Here is a 19,466-nt window from a genome sequence, read left to right on the forward strand (position 1 = left end):
CTTTCTGAATCCCTCATGTTCATAGATCATTTGAACCACTTTCGACAATGAACATAATTCTTTATATCTACTTTTGTCGAGCGATGTTATAATGATGGTAAAAATATCCTATATCAAAGGGAGGAAGTCAATCAAATGTCGTGGTTTAATAGACTGCCGATCTCCAGTAAAATAACTGCCGCATGTTACATGGTTGCTCTGCTGTTTGCTGTTCCAATGTTGCTCACCCTAATAATACTTGGGAAAAGCTTGATTGGAATCTTGCTCGTCTCCTTACTCGCAATTCTTACATACCCTCTTTCACGCGTTGTTCAGAATGCGCTTACACACTCTTTTGCGGATATATCCAATGTTTCATCTAAGATTGCTAAAGGAGACTTCACTTTTAAAGTCGAAGAGGTCGGAGGCATGACCGATCTAAGCCGCACTTTTAACAGTATGGTGGATAGGCTTCGTAAAATCTTGCAAGAAACATCAGAGATCACACGACAAGTTATGAATTCCAGCCGAGATATAACAAATAAGAACCATGATCTCATTCAGGTAATGAACCAGGTTTCATTATCATCCAATGAACTCGCTTTGGGGGCCAATGAAATCTCTGAAGGGGTGTCGGAAATGACAGGCTCCATTCGCGAAATTGAACTAAAAGTCAGCAACTATACCGATTCGACTAAAGTAATGAACCAGCGTTCCCAGGAAACCCTCGGTTTAGTGGAACAGGGTCGAGTATCTGTTGCAAACCAGTCTGCCGGGATGCAAAGAAACATTGAAGCCACTGGAAAAGTTGCAGATTCAATTGAAGCACTCGCCAAGAATGCGAAGGGGATATCCAAAATCACCGAAACGATTTCAGAACTGGCTGAGCAGACGAATCTCCTCTCCCTAAATGCTTCTATTGAAGCCGCAAGAGCTGGAGAACATGGTGCTGGATTTGCAGTTGTCGCCCAAGAAGTACGTAAACTTGCCGAAGAATCGACTTCATCTACTCGTGAAGTATTCAGCTTAGTACGTAGCATTGAGCATGATGTTAAACTTGCAGGCCAGAATATAAAGATCAATGAAGAGGTAGTACGTCAACAAACCGAAATGATTCAGGAAGCAGAACAAATTTTTCTGCAGATCGTTAACAGCGTCCAATACATAACAGAGCAAATTTCTGCTTTCTCCGAGGAAAGTGACGCCATGCTGGAAAGCGCACAAAATATATCCACTGCCATACAGAATATATCTGCCATTACTCAGGAATCTGCGGCGGGAACAGAGCAGGTGTCCGCATCCATGAATGAAGGAATTAATTCGATCCAAAAAGTAGCTGATGAAGCTGATGCCATGACAGATGCTGTATTTCAGCTGCAAAAGACAATTAATATATTTAAGTTTTAAGTTAATATTAAAAATAAACAGATCACTCTAAATTTAGGGTGATCTGTTTTATACTCTGACTTCTCAGATATCATTCTTTCATCCATTTCCTCGGAAATAATTAAATGTACATTAATGTTCTGATGGTAACTCTCCAATTAAAGTCGTCACAGCCTGACCCTCAATGATGACTCTCTCCGGATTCAACTTCAACTTAAGGATTCCTCCCCGTGCTGAAATCTGCTCTGCAATCAATTCATCTTTACTCAATCTCTGCTGCCAGAAGGTGCCGAGACAGCAATGTGCAGAACCCGTGACTGGATCTTCATTGACTCCTAGAGCCGGATAGAAACATCTAGACACAAAATCAACACCTTCACGATCACACTTACTCGTTACGATAACACCTCTAGCATCAAGCATTTTCCAAGCCGAGAAGTCGGGATCTAGGTTTCTTACATCTTCTTCATGCTCTAGTTCAACGATGTAATCCAATCGATTTTTCCCTACATACTTATAATTTGATCCAAGACCGTCAATAAGATGCTTTGGTGGAATGCATGGTTTCTCAGCTTCTATAGGGAAGTTCATCTGAATCCAATCACGATCTTGTGACACGGTCAACAGTCCACTTTTAGTCGTGAATTGTAAGTTTGGCTCATTACAGTAATGCTGTTCCCACAAAATATGTGCGCTAGCTAATGTAGCATGACCACATAGATCTACCTCTGCCTTCGGGGTAAACCATCTCAATTGATAAGAGTTATCCTGCTTTATTAAAAAAGCCGTTTCTGATAGATTCATTTCGTTTGCAACTTTTTGCATCCATTCTTCGGTCTTTGCATCCTCTAGAATACAAACGGCCGCAGGATTACCTTGATAGGGCACGGCTGCAAATGCGTCCACAATGTATATTTTCATAGGCTCATCCTCTTCTCTCACCATTGATCAAATGGTGCTTAGCAAAATTCAACATGGATATCTACTTATTAAACGATTCTTCTACATTGAATCTAGTTTATACCCAGTAAGCCGAGTTAATCTTGATATTCCTCTTGCTCTTCATGTAAAAACTGCTCTGTAACCATCTCTACAAAAGGTGTCAAAGGAATGAATTTTAACTTTTCGAGTGGTATCCACTCCGCCCCAAGTGAATCTTGCTGATCTCCCTCTCTCTTAATTGGAGCTCTCACATCGTCTATATTCACTTCATAAATCAGGCCAATATGGTGCATTTCCTCCAGTTCGCCTTCGGTGTATTCATAAACAATGGTACATGAAACAGCGGTCTTCATAGTCCCTTGTATCCCAGACAATCCGGTCTCTTCCAAAAATTCGCGCTTTAACGTTTGCTCAGGCTCTTCCCCAAATTCAATGGCTCCGCCAGGTAAATCCCATTTCCCTAGATAAGGTCCCCTTGCTTTACGAATTAATAGAATTCGATCCTCATGAATTAGAACACCGTAAACTCCAAGATGTGTATATTTCTCCAGTATACTCACAACCTTTTATCTGAAAGTCTTCCCTAGTCTAACATTTGTAGATCCTTATATTCCAGCAGACAGCAATAAGCTTATGGTTCCATCACTTCTGAACAACCATCTGTCCAACGAGCAACAAACTCAGCTACACTTGTAAAGCGATTCACTCGATCTGGACTGACTGCTTTCAACGCAATCTTATGTAATTCAGTCCCCGCATCCCATCTCTCCAATGAACGATCTCGTTCACCACCAAGCAGACTAAAAGCAATGGCACCCATATTAAACACATTAGTTATGCTGTCAATAGGCGCGCCTAACTCAAACTCTTCCGGTGACATAAACCGTGACGAGCCCCAAAGTCTACCCATCGTATTATAAAATGGCTTTCGTTGATATAGATCTATATCGCATACACGTACATGGTGTTGATTGAAATCGTACAAGATGCTACCGTCATAAAAGTCTACGGCCACATAGCCACACTGTTCAACCTGAACATGGAAATCGAATATTTCATTCAGTGCTTGTAGTCTTTGAGCTACCGTTAACTGTTTAAACCGGAAGTACGGGGAATTAGGATGAATGTATTTCGCCGGGGGAGGATAGGTCTCATGAGGATGAAGGTTCTCACCATCAAACCATTCGAATTCTGCTGCATATCCGTTTCCAGCAGGATAATGGTTCAGAAGTTTGATCAAAGAGGGATGGCTGAGATCACCATACAAGAGAACTGCTTCTTTTAGCCGAGTCACGGCATCATCCGTTTCTCCTCTATATTCCGTAGTCTTTGCACCTGCATACTTAATAAACTTTCTCCCTTGATCTTGAGTTTCTATACCAAAGCTGATATTACCTGAGTCCTGTTGGGCAAACACTTGAAAGATACGCCCCTGATTCTCAATCCAGCTAAAATCATGAAACTCCTGCAGAGGAAAAGACACCTCCCCCAAATGTATCTCTACATAAGAATCACTCATCCTATACACCCCTTTAGGCAAAAAAATAGACCGCTCTCGCCAGGAAAACGGTCTTTACATCACTTGATTTGCAATCATATTATAGGCAAATATTCTAACTATCTCAATCCAACATTTACCTTTTTTTAACCTCTTGCTTGACGGTTTCACTTGAAAATGAAGATATACTTTGGCAAAAAAAGAAGCCCTACAAAGGGGCTTCTCGCATATTTAAACTCTAACCTCTTCTTCAATCACTGCATATTCCTTGGCGTGGAACGGGCCACCTTCCTTCATCACCGTCCACAGTGGATCGACATCATACTCCATAGTAGACATCATCTCATCATGCCATTCGTTAAGCAGGTAAACCGCATGCATGCAAACATCACGACGCTCTTCAGCAAGATTATACTGCTCATACGGATCATTTTGTAGATTAAACAGCATCTCTTTAGGGAATCCATGATGCCCATCATGATAGGAACGAATGTACAGGTATTCTCCAAAACGGACACTTCGTTGGCACACATGAGCACATTGCGACACAACTAGATAGTCCCTACCTGTATTTAAACCGGATGTAACTGAATCCGCATAGCTTATTCCGTCCCAATCCTTCGACTTTGGAGCTCCAATAAGATCGGCAAGTGTCGGAGCAAGGTCTAGATGGTAATGAAGTCCCTCGTCTACCGTCCCCTGATTTCCACCATCCGGCCAGCGAATAATCATGGGAATTCGGCAAGTTCCCTGATCTGCAGTTCCATGTTCGGAATAGATCCCAAGTTCGCCCATGTTCTCTGCGTGATCTGCACTAACGAGAATAGCCGTATCTTCCAATATCCCGAGCTCTTCCAGCTTATTAAGTACCTGACCAATATGATCATCCATATAACGGATGGCGCAATCATAATTATCAATGATCGTCCGAAGGTCATTATATTGCTCGATCTGGGTGCCATGCCGCTGATGTCTGAAATAATGTGTCTTTGCAAGCTTATTCATGTCCTCTATACTATGTTGGCCTTTCTTCTGTTTATGAAGCTGGAACACATCCTCCGTAATCCATTCCGGCATCGGATCGTTCGCAAAAGGATTACCTAGTTCATCCGGTGTTCGATAAGGGGTATGTGGATCCCAAAAATTCAAATGCAGGAACCAGTCCTCATTATCTGCGTTATCATTTAACCACTTAAGAGCAATAGGCAACACCTGCTCAGCCGTTTCATGCCCCTGTCCACCATTATTAAAAATCTCATTGAACCCAGCATTAAAAGTCCATACGGAATGTCTTTCAGCGAATGTACTAATTGAAGCGGTCTTATAACCTTTCTTCCGGAACATACCCGGAAGACTTTCCGAGCGCAGACGATCTCCGAAGCTACGGGACGCTCCTTCACGTCTCATATCCGCAGCTGTCCCCCCATGCCCCACAACTCCGTTATGAATTCCGAATTTGCCAGACATAAGCGCCGTTCTAGACGGCATACAAGGAGCATCGGAGCAATAATAATTCGTAAAGCGCACACTTTTCTCTGCTATACGATCAATATGTGGAGATGTATTCCGATGATATCCGTAACATCCCAAGTGATCTGGGCGTAATGAATCTAAATCCAAATAAAGAATTCTCATAATTATATACCTGCCTTTGATGTTTGATAATTTCGCTAGTAAACGATGAAGTTAACCTTTCACAGCTCCGGCTATTCCATCGACAAAGTAACGCTGAAGGAATAAGAACACGATAATAATCGGAAGAATTGCAATGGTTCCCCCTGCCGCAATCCCAGTCCAATCCACTACATTTTCGCCACGAAGTGCATATAAACCGACAGCTAAAGGACGCAGATCTGGCTTACTCAGTGTTAATATCAATGGAACCATAAAGGAATTCCAAGACCAAATAAATTGCATAATGGTGACACTACCCACAATCGGTTTAGACAGCGGCAGCATGATCGAGGCGAAAGTTCTGAAAAAACCACTGCCATCCATGATTGAAGCTTCCTCAAGCTCCTTCGGAATTTGTCCGAAGAATGTGGCGAATAACAAAATGAATATAATATGTACCCCGCCAGCCTCTGCCAATATAACGCCCATGAGGTTGTTCAGAAGTCCCATGTTCTTAATCAGATCATAGATCGGAATAATGGCAAACTCCATCGGAACGAACATACTCGCAACGAGAAGTCCCATGACGATCTTCTTCCCTTTAAATACATATCTACCTAACACGTATCCGCAAGTCGCCGTAGCCACAAGCACAATAAGAATGGTGCTGATCGACAGAATAACACTGTTCAAAAAATACCGTTCGAAATTGGCTTCATTCCAAGCACGAATTAAATTCTCCATACTCGGGCTGCTCGGAATGAGCTTCAGACCATTCGTAAAGAACTCACTTTGAGTTTTAAATGAAGCCGATACCATCCATAAGAACGGGTAAATCCAAGCGATGCAAAATGCGATCATGACGGCATGGAACAAGCTATTTTTCAGTATCCTCATCTTATTTACCACGACCTTTAATTCGCTTATTGAGCACAGATTGGATAATCGCAAGTACACTAATCGTTATAGCGAAGAAAATACCGGCTGCAGATGCATATCCGAGCTGCGGAAGACCCATCTCACTGGAGAACGCATATCGGTAAATATACGTGGATACAACATCCGTCGCAAAGAACGGGCCACCGTTTGTCATCGTCTTGATTAAATCGAACACTTTTAATGAATTCACAACATTCAGAAGTAGGATCACCGCACCGATGGGTACTAGGAGTGGAACCGTAATATGAAAGAACAGCTTCGTCCCTCTAGCACCGTCTACTTCTGCCGCTTCATACAGATCTTTAGGTATACCTTGTAAACCTGCCAGCCAATAGATCATATTAATACCGAGATTCTTCCATACCGAGATCAGGATGACCGTGAACATTGACCACTTGGCATCACCCAGCCAATTGATTGGAGCGTCGAGCAATCCGATCTTCACAAGTGCATCGTTAACTGCCCCATCACTTCCCCAGATAAATACCATAATAATCCCGACGATTGAGGTGGTTGTCACAACTGGCAAGAAGATCAGTGTACGATAAATACTCGCACCTTTCAGACGAGGACGATTAAGAATTACCGCCAGTATTAATGGGACAAACAAATGAAGAGGAACAACACCGAGCATAAATACAAAACTATTTTTGTAGGCATTCCAGAAATAAGGATCTTTTGCAACATTGATAAAATTCTGCAATCCGACATAGGTAGAATCAGACGTGAGTCCTGACCAATCACGTGTTGCATAGAACAGGCTGGCCACAATTGGCCAGCCCTGAAACATAACGAACAGAGCTAAAGTAGGAAATAAGAATATCCAGCACCACAGTTCTATTTTTCTTTTTGCAATCATGGCAACGCCTTATAATCTTCCGCCGTATACGGTTTGTCAGAACTCCAGTTCGGGAAGACAAAGTCATTCTTATCTACATTAGCTCCCTCAGATTTAGCCTGTGCAATCGCCGCATCAAGTGCTTTGTCAATACCATCTGACAACTGTTTGAGTGGAGCTTCTGGATCATTCAGTGCACCCGCTACAACGCCTTGAAGGATATCTCCGATGCCTGGCTGAACATCTTTGTAATTCGCATACACGGAAGCCAGTTCAGGGTTTCTGATCTGTGGGCTTGGTACCAAACGTGACATATCCTGAGCGATATCATAATACTGTTTGAACTGTGGAATTTCCGAAGCGCTTTCATTTACATCTTTTAGAATCGAGAATCGATCTCCCGCCTTAACCAGAACGGATTGATAATCCTTACTGAAGTATTCCTTCAAATACAGTGCAGCCTCTTCTGGGTGCTTAGAAGTTTTAGACAATCCAATCCATGGACCGAAGTTTGCTCTAGGTAAGTATCCCTTTTGCCCGTCATCCGGTACAGGAGGAGCCATTACACCAAAATCAAGATTCGGGTTGTCGCGCTTCCATACACCGATCGACCATTCGCCCTGAAGGATGAACCCTGCTTGACCTTCGCCAAATAACGCCCTGGCTTCTGGTGCAGAAATACTCATCGTTTTCGGATGAAAGCTTCCATCATCTTTAAGACCTTTAAATAAGTTCATGACATCCATAACCGGCTTCGAATCATAATTCGCGTCATTCGTAATTAGACTAATCGGTGAGTGTGGATTCAGTCCACTTCCACCAAGAGCTGACCAATCCACCGCTGCTAACTTAAAGCGACCGATTTGTTTACCGCCTTCAATCATACCGAAAGCTTTACCATTGCCAGCTTCCGTAATTTTCTTAGCAGCCTCTCTAAATTCTGTATACGTTTTTGGAGGATTCTCCGGATCAAGCCCGGCATCCTTGAACAATTGCTTGTTATAAAAAACGAGTGTACTCGGAACGCTTGTCAAAGCCGGAATAGAATATATCTTGCCATCCAGCATTGTAGAACCTTCAACGAATATCCCATCTACAAACTGATTCTTAAACTGATCATCGAGATACGGGTCGAGTGGCTGATACCATTCTCCTTTTACAGCCATGCTGAGAGACATATTAGCGGGTATCGGAAACAGATCTGGTGCGTCTCCTGATTTAATAGCCGTGGTAATCGTATTTTGGAATTGATCGACAGTTAATAGGGTGTATTCAATCTTGATGTTCGGATACTTGGCTTCAAAATCTTGTATAAATTTCTCACGGTATGGCTTCTCGCTGTCCGCCCAATCCATGACACGAAGAACCACTTTGTCACCGTCTTTGCTACCGCTATTTCCATCCACTTCGGACTTACCGCTATCAGAACTAGCACAAGCCGTAGCGGCGAGAACATTAATCACAGCCAGACAAACCAATCCAAACGTCCTTAATTTCTTTATCATGGATATCCCCCTAGTATTCGATTTTTCCAAGTCTCTAGTAGCATGGTGTGAAAACGCTAACAACACCTCCCTGTATAGTATTTGATTCTAAGTTACACGTCTTCCTCGGACAATGTAGACATGATTCTTCTTTTTGTATTTTTGATACTTTTTCTATAATCGCTAGGAGATTGTTTGAATGCTTTTTGAAATGTGCGGTTAAAATGAGAGGCATCATAGAATCCACTTTTTTGAGCAATCTTCTCAATCGTATTTTCAGGGTCCTCTAACATCCTCTTCGCATGTAGGAGTCGAAGTTTATGCAGCATTTTCATCGGTGTTAGCCCGTGTACTTTCTTAAAGGCTCTGCTAAAATAAACCGGATTCATATGATATAGACTCGCAAGTTCGTTTCTCGATATGCTCTTCTCCAAACTTTTCTCCATATAATGAATCACTTTATTAAATCGATCGATTTCGTAGGGCTCTTTAGCTGAACGTCTCTCTCCTACTTTGGAGCTTTCAACCACTTCATGAAGGAGGAACAGAGCGAGAAATCCCGACTGAACTGTCCGAATCTCGCCTACCTCCTGAAGCCATATGCTCCATAGCTCGTCGAATTTCTTCTCGTATATGAGAGCATCTCGTATTGGAATGACTCGATCTAATGGGAAGAATTGAAAGAAATCTTCATTGCCCTTTACCTTCAAATCTAAATTGAACAGGTAATGGACCCCATCGGTTTGAGATATTACATTGAACGGAATATGGGGGCGATGAATCATGATATCCCCTGTTTTGGCTACATACTCTTTCCCCTCACAGATCGTAATGACATCCCCCTGATGTATATAAGATACGGTATAGCAGGATTGGATATAATCAAAGATAACTCTGGATTGATACTGGACTTTTTTCACATCAAACAGCGTGATTCCAATCTGGTCGCTAACGGTAAAAGACACCTTAACCCTCTTTTCCGGAGCAACTGCCCCTGTAAGTTAATTTAAGTATGTACGAAAAAACTTCCGGGTACTGTGCAATATATACAACACCGGAAGCTCATCAGTTGATCAAAGATACTTGCTATGTCTGCATGGTCGATTTACGATATTGATCTGGCGTAAGCCCCGTAGCCTTACGGAATGTACGGATAAAATAGTTCGTCTCCATCCCTACATACCCTGCAATATCTTTTATTGTAATCATTTCGTTTGAGCTCAAGAGATGGATCGCTTTCTCTAAGCGTAGTTTTTGAACATACTGAAGCATGCTCATCCCATAGGTCTTATGAAACAATTTATTAAGATATTGATGGGTGTATCCTAGGGATGAAGCTACGTTTGATAATGATATATTCTCATTGTAATGCTCATTTAAGTAGTTCGCTGCCTGTAATACGACATCTCTTGATAAATCCTCTGTGGATGGGGTAGCTGGCTGCTGATCCATCTGCTCTTGATTAAGCCTCTCTCGATTTAATTCCAGTAACAGATTATATAAAAGGCGGGCCCCTTCCCACTCCGAACCTTCCTCATTGTTATCAGCAATCTCCCATAACTCCTCTAAAACAGACCAGACGCTATCTGCATCCATCAGGCTGTGGAGCTCACAACTTTCAAGACCGAAATGCTCCAGCAAGGATCTTACCTTTGTGCCAGAAAAGGAGATATAACCGACTTCCCATGGCTCGTCCGAAACAGGAAAATACTCATGGGGAAGATCTGCTGGAAGAAGCATGTACTGCATCGGACCAAATGAGAACGACTCTCCACCAGCTAAACGCACATGACCTTGTCCTCCTCGTACAAATAACAACTGGTGGGTTGAGAACCCCTCGGGTCTTGTCATTAAATTCTGTTTATTACAACCAACCGTATGAACATAAAGTGGCATCGGAACAACAGGCGGGCGGAATAACCGGATAATACGAATAAGCATGTGCATTCCCACTCCAATATAATTCATTTTGTTATATAGGATATTCAAATTTGATCTTTTATTCTAATAATTAGAGTATATAATTCGGCAATCTATTTGACAATAACTCCCTTACAGTATTTCAAAATGTTATATCCCTCTTACTAAATATACATACAAAAAAACTGCCAATACTCGCCTAAACGAGAACTGACAGTTTTCTGTAATGTTATATCCTATGTTGATGTCATGTAGCAGGCAATCAGATCGCAGCATCAATTCGAGATTGAACTGCTTTGTCACACCGCTTGCATACTTTCAAAGCCGTTCCATCCGACTTGGTCCGTGGATACAGCAGTTTAATACGTGTACTGCGACATACGGGACAGGTTCCTCTGCCATGAGATGGAAGATGCCATAGAGAATGCCCTCTTTTTGATTTTGCCATGATTCAAAACCCCTTCGTCTCAAATAATATCATCGTTGTAAAGGGGCGGCGCTGAATAAACCGCTGATCTGTGACGTCTTAAGCCTATACTCAACAAAAGGTTGAACTAGTGCTGAATTCCCCTCATGTCTACATATCTATGATCCCTTTTGTTGAATTATCCATATAAAAGCTAAATTCATAGAGATTATTTATGAGACTTCCTACTTGTTGTGAGAACCCAGCGGATCGTACCGTATAGAACACTTAGCAGAACACATCCGCTCACATAGATCCAAGTGTTGAATCTTTCGGTAACACCGAAACGAATCTTGGACGGTAAATTCTCCTCCTGAGCATAGTTATTTATAACATCAGGAACGAAGTTAGCCGTTAATATTTGACCTTGAATTACCGTAAACAAAATATAAGCAAAGAAGATCAGCATACCAAAAACAATAGATTCAAGTACAAGCCTTTTTTTACTCATGCTTACCTCCAAAGTATTTAAATATATGATCTATAAAAAAGACACGACCACACCAATAAAATAAGAAGCAGGAATAAGGAGTAACTGAGCAAGCATCGTTCCGAAGAATCTCGATACCATGAGGAGCATATATATTTTTCCTAGCTGATCACGCATTCTTGGGTCATGTGTTGCTTTATCTGTTATGAGACCTAGCTGAGGATCAATGAATATAGTCAATATGATTGTAGCAATCCCGTTAATAATTCCAGACGACTGTGAAGCAGTTGTACTTAATGCAGGTATCAAATGAGCTGCATAGAGTGAAGATAACACTCCTACTGTATAAGTGGCCGTCACAACAACATTCAATAGGATAAAGCGTTTCGGAATGTCTAGGTAGCGGAATTGACTGATTTTTAGCATCGGTTTACGCAGATAATGCTTCGTATTCTTAAGTTGGCCAATCGTTACACTGGAGACTAGTTTGGGGATGGACCCCGCTACTTCGAGCTTGGTGATGATTCTTCCAAATATACTTACAAACGTAGGAAACAATATAATGGCTATGAGCGTCCCTACGGACGATGCCAGTATAATAAATCTTAAATATCTTAATACATCAAGCGAAGTATCCACTTTTGCATAATCTACGAATTTAGCTGTAAGTGGAGCTTGAATCAGGTTCGAAGTACGAGACACAAGCACGATAATCCCCGACAGAGATAGAGCAACAGCGAGCTTGTTCAGCTTTACCCCCGCATATCTCACTGAATATGACAGTGTCTCTGCCGTATGGATGATCATCGTGAGGATGAATGCAATAATTAAACTATTGATCATTATGCGCTTCCTTTCCCCAGAGGTTCACTAAAAGTCTTAGACCCTCGCTGATGTTAATCCAAGCACTTCAGCTACTCGGCGATACTCGTTATGTAATTCATCCTTACTTATTAATGTATGATCATGCTCAAAGGTAACATGAAAGGATGAATTCCGCTCAGCCAGAAACTTTAGATAAAGATAGGAGTCTCCATATTGTATGTCCTCATCGTGTTCTGGCAGTACAGGTAAATGGTGTTTAAAAGCATCCGCTGTGTAGAATACGTTGCTATAGTGTACCAAATAGACCTGAGGTGCGAGTGCATCCAAAAATGAATATGGATCAAACCCCGTAAATGCCCGTTTCGCGATATCAAGTCTTGCTGTATCCACAACCAACTGGATATCTGGATGATTCAGAAATGCGCGCGTAAATACATCTTCGTAATCCCCAAAAAAATCATGCTCTAACACGATCCGCTGCCGATACTGTTGTTGAATTTCAGAAAGGCGCTCAAATAATCGTTCTGAAATATCCTCAAATTCGGCTTTATTTAATTGGTCCGATTCATATCGCTTCAAATGGTCCGGGAGGCTTGGATAAGGAATAAACGGATGCTGGAACGTTGGATAAAAGGGATAGTGGAACAAAATATAATCCGCGCCACATTCCGAAGCCAGCTTCACTTCTGTCGTAATCTGTTCTAGCGCTTCAGCATATTGAGATGGGTCCGGTGAATTGAGTTTCGGCAGTTTATACCCATATGAATTCAAGATAGGACCATGTACCCCAAACTTGAAGTTGTAACTCTTGCAGAATCTTCTTACCTTTTCAATCGCTTCTTTATTTTGAAATTGTGAAATCTCCATGCCACGAATGAATTCACCCGACAGATCGTTCCAACGTTCTATCGTAAAATCCTTCCACATTCCGATTTGAAGACGTCTCATATGTTAACCCCCAGTTTACATTTCACAACAGCTCACTGTGATTGTTGTGCCCGTGCTGTTCGATTATTTTTTTCAATTCTTGATTTCGATACATTAAAAAGCGTCTCATGTACGTCTTCAGCACAGCTCTTTCCGCGATCCAGCCCAGAGGACCAAGTGGAGCTTCTAATTTCAAGACATCCTTCATCATTGTGCTTACGCCTAGATCAAAGAAATGATGTTCGTGCTTCAAGCTTTTGAAAGCACCCTTGGTCATGGTATCCACAAATAGATAAGGCCTTCTATATTCTGTTATTTGTGAAGAGAGCTGCTGCCGGACTAAAAAATGGGTTGCCTCAAATGTAACTATACCGCCCTCACCGATCATGCCGCTCTTTACACCAGCAACTGCAAGCTCTTGTGTATGAGGCCATACTGTCTGGGTATGCAGATCGATATCTCTGGCAAAGTCAAAACAAACATGAACAGGTGCCTGTATTTCAATTTCTGTCGTTATTTCAATCACAAGAATTCCCCCACCTTATGTATACTCTTTGCTGCTTAATACGACGGAAGTTTCAACTTGCCTTGCAGGAATGTTCCAATACGATTGGAGTAACTTCGTCTTGTGATGCTCAGGTACCAGATAAAATCCGTTCTTGATATAAAACCGGACAGCCCATTCTGCTGATGCCCATGTCCCTATCAAAATAGGCTTATCACTTAAAGAGCACAAATGGGACAACAGCTTCGTTCCTAATCCACTGCCACGCTGATTTGTCCTGACATACGCATGCCTGATTAAGGAGACTTCGCCTTTTTCTTGAATTCCCATCACACCTACAAGCCCATTCTCATCCTCGAGCCCCCAGAAAATAACGCCATCTTCCATTTCCCCTATTAGCTCATCTAGTGACATATAAGGTTCGTGATATCGATCCTCAGGAATGATCCCTTGATATGCCTGTGCGGCATCATTAATGATGGCAAGCACAGCTTCCGAATCTGAGCGATTACACCGTCTCAAGCCACTCACTCCTCCAACATGAATTATCCATTATAACCCTGATTCTTCGAACGCTTCCGGATCAGTCTGATCTGCCCCCGATGGTTTATCTCATCCTCGAACACATGAAACCACATGAAATAAAAATTCGCTGGCTTGTTATACCAGAATTCCACCTCGTGAGTGAGCCATGCATCATCTACCGTCTGAAATAACTCAAACGTTCTCTGTCTGATTTCATCCATCCGTTCGATATAATAGGAGAGATCATGTCCCTTAATTTGTTGTCTCCCTTGCTCCCCCAAGTTAAGAGCAGGTCCCCAAATGGCCATCTCTTCTTCGTTCAATTCTCTATACTCAAATGTGGCAATCTGATAAGCAAACTCTATAGCGGCCGCATGAAGGAGTAAGCCCCCAATCGAGTTACTATCCTCATCCAGAAGATAGTCCAGTTCATGGACCGTCAATCCCTCTACAGCTTCCATCGTGGTATGCCGTGCATAATTCATCATTGACAATAACCTGCTAATTTGCGGAGAATATCCAGGAACATCGGTGACTAAGTAAATCTGATTCTTATCTAGTATCACACTATCACTCCTTATCTAGTAAAAAAGACACCAAGCGTGATTAAGCTTGATGTCTGCTATAAAGACTGGTCCTTTGGTGTCATCTATTTGGTATTATACAACAAAACAATCCTATATTTAACAGAAGCTGTCTTCGATTAATCAAACCACACGTCTTTCTCTGGATTCCGAAGATACTCGAACATCGCTTTGACCTGTACCTCCGTATTGCGTTCCAGCGATAATTCAGGTAAGTTATCCTCTCCGAAAAAAGCTACTTCCGTTGTTTCTAATCCACCAGAAGCTTGTCCTCCAGTCAGTTCACATTGAATGAATATCTTATACACATGCTGAGAGGCCGGAGGATGATCGTGGAACTTCTTATCCAGTACGGCAAGCAGTCTGATCGGCAACACGTCATAACCGGACTCTTCCCTAATCTCTTTCACAGCAACCTCTTTGGCCGAAAGACCAACATCCGCCCAGCCTCCTGGAAGTGCCCAAGCTCCGTCAAGTCGTTCTCTGACCATGAGGATTGCGCCATCCTGAAAAACAACGCCGCGAACATCCACCTTCGGTGTTGGATAACCGGTATCACTTGCGAATAGAGAACGGATCTTACCATGCTCGATCTCGGTATATTCATGTAAAATTGAAACACTTAAATCTCTCAATTGTTCAAATCGTTCGATATCATATATATCCTTGGAGTAAGCAAGACCAGCTTGACTTATTGCCTGAATCTCTTTCGCCCACTCTAGCCATTTCTGTGTCATCGTAGTTCCCTCTTTTCATTCAAGTGGCTTGGTCATACCCTTCCAGTATGCTTTAAAATATCTATTGGATATTTCAAGTGCTTCTGCGCGATCTTCGGCAGGTGTTGAGATCATTAGACCGTCCTCGCTGTCCCAGCCTTTTATGCCTGAAGGGGTCTCCTCAAAGCGAGTAATCGTTAATTCACTCAAATCCTCATTTGTAAACAAATCCCCGTATGGGATTTGATATATGCTGCTATTATGAATGCCATGATAGATCATTAATTGGTGATAAGAATTTTTAGGGAATCTTACTTCGAGCTCTCTCTGATCTGGTGGTACGGAAATCTCTTCACCCTCAACCAGAATAGAGCCTGTAAATATCCGCTCTCCCTTCCAATTCCGTTTCATCCTGCCATCAATATGTACAGTTATCAGCTCTTCAAATTCTCTATTCTCTTCACCCAGTCTATACTTAATTCCTTCAAGGGAACGATGAATTTCTCTAGGAATGATATACCACACAGCAAAGGAGATAGCTGCAATTAATAACAATACAATCAAAATTCTGATTACTTTTCTTGCATTCCATATATGAATAAACCTCTCTCCCCCTTCCATAATTTTCAACAATAATATATCATATACAAAAAATAAAAAGGAAGCCGGAAAGCCGGCCCCCTTCAATTAAGGTTTCTTACTTGTTAAATGTCCAGTAAAAACTCCATAGCGATATCACTAAAACCAGGCAAATCCTCATGAGCAAAGTCAGGATATACCTTTAAATGCTTCGGTGCGGTGATCTTGTTATAAACGGCAAACTGAGAAGACGGCGGACACACTGTATCCATTAATCCTGATGCAAATAATGTCTCTGCCTGAATCCGCGGAGCTAGATGCTGTACATCAATATATCCAAGTCTATTAAAAATCTCATCCTCGCGCTCGTGAAGTGGATCGAACTTACGGAAGAAAGTCTGAATTTCTAAATATGCCCCTTTCGTAAAGTCCATTTCCCATACACGTTTGTAATCACATAGGAATGGGAAGATCGCCACTGTTTTTTTTATCCTTGGCTCTAGTGCCGCACAAGCAAGAGATAGAGCTCCACCCTGTGAACCACCATTTGTTACTACACGATGCTCGTCCACCTCGGGAAGATTCATAATCACTCGTGCAAGCTGAACGGTATCAAGAAAAATATGACGGAACAATAACTGATCAGGCGCATCATCCAAACCACGGATAATATGTCCATGATGGGTGTTACCCTTGACTCCGCCAGTATCTTCAGACTCTCCTGCTTGTCCTCGGCAATCCATTGCTGCAACTGCAAATCCTTGGGAGACATACGGCAGCAGCCCGCTCCAATCTCCCGCAGCACCGGTATAGCCGTGGAATTGTAGCATAGCAGGAAGAGGTGCACTTACATGAGTTGGCTTTACATATTTCGCATGGATCGTTGCACCTCTCACACTTTTAAAATACAGATCATAACACTCTGCATAAGGCAGAGATAGTCCACTTGGTACGAATCGAGCTTCCGGATCAACCGCTTTCAATTCTTCTAATGCCGATGTCCAGTATTCATCAAAATCCTCTGGCCTCGGATTTCTTCCTGTGTATTTCTTTAATTCATCTAAAGACATATCAATAATAGGCATATCTGTCGTCTCCTTCTATGCATGTGCATTTAGTCAGTGCATTCCAACCTTAGATGATACCGCTTACACATTCTCTGCCTACATCTTCATCATCTTCTCTCATAAGACCCGATATTAAATTCAAGAAATAACTAATGTTATACTACATTTCTCGATTTATATCGTCAATTTATAAAAGAGAAATGAATCTTAAAATATTTTGGCATGTTCCTCTCAATGCTGAAATATAAAGAAAGAAAACGTTGCACTATATTTGAGGAGGGTGATCATCCCGATGGATACCATAAAAGTAGCCATTATCGGATGCGGTACTATCGCTAAGACCGCTCATATTCCAGCTTATCTCAATCATCCAAATGCAGAAATTAAATATTTTTGTGATTATTACAAGGAAAATGCAGAGCGTTTCGTGAAAGAGTATGGGTGTGGTGTTGCAATACAAAATTATCATGACATCTTGAACGATCCCGAAATCGAAGCAGTCTCAGTCTGTACGCCAAATAATGCTCATGCAATCGTCTCTATTGATTGTTTACGTGCAGGCAAAAATGTACTTTGTGAAAAACCCGCAGCTAGAACGTACGCAGAAGCACTCGAGATGCAAAAAGTTCAGAACGAAACGGGTAAGGTACTAAATATCGGGGTGGTTAACCGTTTTAATAACGCGGTAAACATCATTAAAGGCTTGATTGAAGATGGTGAACTTGGTGAACTGTACCATATGTATGCGAGCTTCCGGGCTCACCGTTCAATCCCAGGTCTTGGAGGCGCTTTCACAACGAAGTCCATTGCTGGCGGCGGTGTGATGATTGATTGGGGCGTTCATTTTCTAGATGTAGTTATGTATTGCTCCGGTGACCCCAAACCAGTCTCTGTATCAGCTCAGGCTTACTCGAAACTAGGCAAGAATATGAAGGATTATACCTATACGAATATGTGGGCAGGCCCCCCGAAATATGGTGGAACCTATGACGTGGATGATTTTGTCTCCGCATTTATTCGTACCGAAGGTCCGAGCATTACACTCAATGGAGCATGGGCCCAAAATATTGGCGAGGAAGAAATGTATATTGATTTCCTAGGGGATAAAGCAGGCATTAGGCTACAATATGGCGGAGGTTTCAAAATGTATAGCGCTAAAAATGGTGCTCTGCTGGAAACAAATCCGACATTCGTTACTGGCGACCATTTTCAAAATGAAATAAACGCATTTCTGGAATGCATTCGAACCGGGGAAAAGCTGCCATCACACATTGATACCGTCATTGTTACTGCAAAAATGATTCAAGCGATTTACGATTCTTCGGAACAGCGGCGTGAGATTACATTTGACTAATCATCTAGGAGTGTGAAGAAATGGTTAAAAAAATCGGTTTCATCGATTATTTTCTTGATGAGTGGCATGCAAACAAATACCCCGCTTGGATTGAAAGTGCATCAGGCGGTACAATGAAAGTAACCTGTGCTTACGGTATGATCGCTTCTCCTGATGGACGTAGCAATGCGCAGTGGTGTGAAGACCACGGTATTGAGCTTCGCTCATCCATTGAGGAAGTAATCCAAGAGAGTGATTATCTAATCATCCTCTCCCCTGATCACCCAGAATATCACGAAGAACTAGCACAGCTTCCGCTTCGCTCAGGTAAACCAACTTACATGGATAAGACATTTGCCCCTGATCGAGGGACGGCAATCGCTTTGTTTAATACAGCACGTGAATATAATACCCCCCTTTACTCCAGTTCAGCTCTCAGATTTGCCTCAGAGTATACAGAAATCGAACGAAAGGGCATTGAGACCATCTGCAGCGTCGGGTCTGGATCATTTAACAATTACTCTATTCATCAGATTGAGCCGATTGTGTCACTAATGGGCACAGAAGCTACACGGGTGATGTTTATTGGAACTGCGAATTCACCTGCAATGATTATTGAATTCTCTAACGGACGTCAGGCGACCATTAATCATTTCGGTCCTGAGTGTCCGTTTACGTTAACGATGAATTATGATTCCGGTGAGGCTAGGGTCGCCAAGCCAGAATCAGACTTTTTCGGTTCTTTTATCGCTCGGATGTTAGCATTCTTCGAGAACGGAGAGCCTGCTGTTGATCCAGCCGAGACCATTGCAATTATTACGATTATAGAGCATGGACTAAAAGCTATGCATACACCCTATCAATGGATCGAGCTACCTTCCTAAGTATGCACCCTATCAAAACAACCGC

The 19,466-nt window shown here is 42.2% G+C and carries 22 protein-coding genes; 3 read left to right on the plus strand and 19 right to left on the minus strand.

The features are described 5' to 3' along the window. Positions 1-135 precede the first annotated feature (135 nt). Positions 136-1,386: a methyl-accepting chemotaxis protein gene (locus AC3WJJ_RS10340; RefSeq protein WP_492540285.1), complete on the plus strand. Its 1,251-nt coding sequence runs from the start codon at positions 136-138 to the stop codon at positions 1,384-1,386. Positions 1,387-1,497: 111 nt separating this feature from the next. Here AC3WJJ_RS10340 and AC3WJJ_RS10345 read toward each other — a convergent pair whose 3' ends face one another. The 19 genes from AC3WJJ_RS10345 to AC3WJJ_RS10435 form a co-directional block, all read right to left on the minus strand. Then, on the minus strand, positions 1,498-2,286 hold the full coding sequence (locus tag AC3WJJ_RS10345) for a PhzF family phenazine biosynthesis protein (RefSeq protein WP_492540287.1): 789 nt from the start codon (positions 2,284-2,286) through the stop codon (positions 1,498-1,500). A gap of 116 nt (positions 2,287-2,402) precedes the next feature. Further along, a complete protein-coding gene (locus AC3WJJ_RS10350; RefSeq protein WP_492540289.1) occupies positions 2,403-2,867 on the minus strand; it encodes an NUDIX hydrolase in 465 nt (154 codons plus the stop codon). A 71-nt stretch (positions 2,868-2,938) separates the two neighbouring features. Next, a complete protein-coding gene (locus tag AC3WJJ_RS10355) occupies positions 2,939-3,826 on the minus strand; it encodes a serine/threonine-protein kinase (RefSeq protein ID WP_492540291.1) in 888 nt (295 codons plus the stop codon). 210 nt (positions 3,827-4,036) lie between these two features. Continuing rightward, a complete protein-coding gene (locus AC3WJJ_RS10360) occupies positions 4,037-5,440 on the minus strand; it encodes a sulfatase family protein (protein ID WP_492540293.1) in 1,404 nt (467 codons plus the stop codon). A 51-nt stretch (positions 5,441-5,491) separates the two neighbouring features. Then, positions 5,492-6,316, minus strand: coding sequence for a carbohydrate ABC transporter permease (locus AC3WJJ_RS10365; RefSeq protein ID WP_422657436.1), 825 nt, complete (start codon positions 6,314-6,316; stop codon positions 5,492-5,494). A gap of 1 nt (position 6,317) precedes the next feature. After that, entirely contained in the window at positions 6,318-7,217 is a 900-nt protein-coding gene (locus AC3WJJ_RS10370) for a carbohydrate ABC transporter permease (protein ID WP_492540295.1), read from the minus strand. After that, positions 7,214-8,701 carry an ABC transporter substrate-binding protein gene (locus AC3WJJ_RS10375; RefSeq protein ID WP_492540297.1) on the minus strand — a complete coding sequence of 496 codons (1,488 nt, stop codon included), beginning with the start codon at positions 8,699-8,701 and terminating at the stop codon, positions 7,214-7,216. The genes AC3WJJ_RS10370 and AC3WJJ_RS10375 overlap by 4 nt, the downstream gene beginning before the upstream one ends. A gap of 92 nt (positions 8,702-8,793) precedes the next feature. Beyond that, complete coding sequence (locus AC3WJJ_RS10380; protein WP_492540299.1) at positions 8,794-9,645, minus strand: helix-turn-helix domain-containing protein; 852 nt, start codon at positions 9,643-9,645, stop codon at positions 8,794-8,796. A 121-nt stretch (positions 9,646-9,766) separates the two neighbouring features. Beyond that, positions 9,767-10,621: a helix-turn-helix domain-containing protein gene (locus AC3WJJ_RS10385; RefSeq protein ID WP_492540300.1), complete on the minus strand. Its 855-nt coding sequence runs from the start codon at positions 10,619-10,621 to the stop codon at positions 9,767-9,769. A 241-nt stretch (positions 10,622-10,862) separates the two neighbouring features. Next, positions 10,863-11,048 (minus strand): hypothetical protein, encoded by a 186-nt coding sequence (locus tag AC3WJJ_RS10390; protein WP_422657441.1) that lies wholly within the window; start codon positions 11,046-11,048, stop codon positions 10,863-10,865. Positions 11,049-11,235: 187 nt separating this feature from the next. Then, positions 11,236-11,517: a hypothetical protein gene (locus tag AC3WJJ_RS10395; RefSeq protein WP_492540302.1), complete on the minus strand. Its 282-nt coding sequence runs from the start codon at positions 11,515-11,517 to the stop codon at positions 11,236-11,238. A 30-nt stretch (positions 11,518-11,547) separates the two neighbouring features. Continuing rightward, the gene (locus AC3WJJ_RS10400) at positions 11,548-12,339 is read right to left on the minus strand and encodes a lipid II flippase Amj family protein (RefSeq protein ID WP_492540304.1); all 792 of its coding nucleotides are present in this window, start codon (positions 12,337-12,339) and stop codon (positions 11,548-11,550) included. A 36-nt stretch (positions 12,340-12,375) separates the two neighbouring features. Then, the gene (locus AC3WJJ_RS10405; protein ID WP_492540306.1) at positions 12,376-13,269 is read right to left on the minus strand and encodes a sugar phosphate isomerase/epimerase family protein; all 894 of its coding nucleotides are present in this window, start codon (positions 13,267-13,269) and stop codon (positions 12,376-12,378) included. A gap of 22 nt (positions 13,270-13,291) precedes the next feature. Next, the gene (locus AC3WJJ_RS10410; RefSeq protein WP_492540308.1) at positions 13,292-13,774 is read right to left on the minus strand and encodes an SRPBCC family protein; all 483 of its coding nucleotides are present in this window, start codon (positions 13,772-13,774) and stop codon (positions 13,292-13,294) included. A gap of 15 nt (positions 13,775-13,789) precedes the next feature. Next, complete coding sequence (locus AC3WJJ_RS10415; RefSeq protein ID WP_492540310.1) at positions 13,790-14,275, minus strand: GNAT family N-acetyltransferase; 486 nt, start codon at positions 14,273-14,275, stop codon at positions 13,790-13,792. Positions 14,276-14,298: 23 nt separating this feature from the next. Beyond that, complete coding sequence (locus tag AC3WJJ_RS10420) at positions 14,299-14,766, minus strand: DinB family protein (protein ID WP_492542001.1); 468 nt, start codon at positions 14,764-14,766, stop codon at positions 14,299-14,301. A 215-nt stretch (positions 14,767-14,981) separates the two neighbouring features. Then, positions 14,982-15,599, minus strand: coding sequence for an NUDIX hydrolase (locus tag AC3WJJ_RS10425; protein WP_492540312.1), 618 nt, complete (start codon positions 15,597-15,599; stop codon positions 14,982-14,984). A gap of 15 nt (positions 15,600-15,614) precedes the next feature. Beyond that, a complete protein-coding gene (locus tag AC3WJJ_RS10430; protein WP_492540313.1) occupies positions 15,615-16,142 on the minus strand; it encodes a hypothetical protein in 528 nt (175 codons plus the stop codon). 140 nt (positions 16,143-16,282) lie between these two features. Continuing rightward, positions 16,283-17,242: an alpha/beta fold hydrolase gene (locus AC3WJJ_RS10435; protein WP_492540315.1), complete on the minus strand. Its 960-nt coding sequence runs from the start codon at positions 17,240-17,242 to the stop codon at positions 16,283-16,285. A 274-nt stretch (positions 17,243-17,516) separates the two neighbouring features. Here AC3WJJ_RS10435 and AC3WJJ_RS10440 point away from each other — a divergent pair, with 274 nt between their 5' ends. Together AC3WJJ_RS10440 and AC3WJJ_RS10445 are read left to right on the plus strand one after the other, a co-directional pair. Next, positions 17,517-18,578 (plus strand): Gfo/Idh/MocA family protein, encoded by a 1,062-nt coding sequence (locus tag AC3WJJ_RS10440; RefSeq protein ID WP_492540316.1) that lies wholly within the window; start codon positions 17,517-17,519, stop codon positions 18,576-18,578. Between the two features lie 20 nt (positions 18,579-18,598). Continuing rightward, positions 18,599-19,441, plus strand: coding sequence for a Gfo/Idh/MocA family protein (locus tag AC3WJJ_RS10445; RefSeq protein ID WP_492540318.1), 843 nt, complete (start codon positions 18,599-18,601; stop codon positions 19,439-19,441). Positions 19,442-19,466: the final 25 nt, after the last annotated feature.

The sequence above is a fragment of the Paenibacillus sp. FW507-14B1B genome (genome assembly GCF_058781425.1).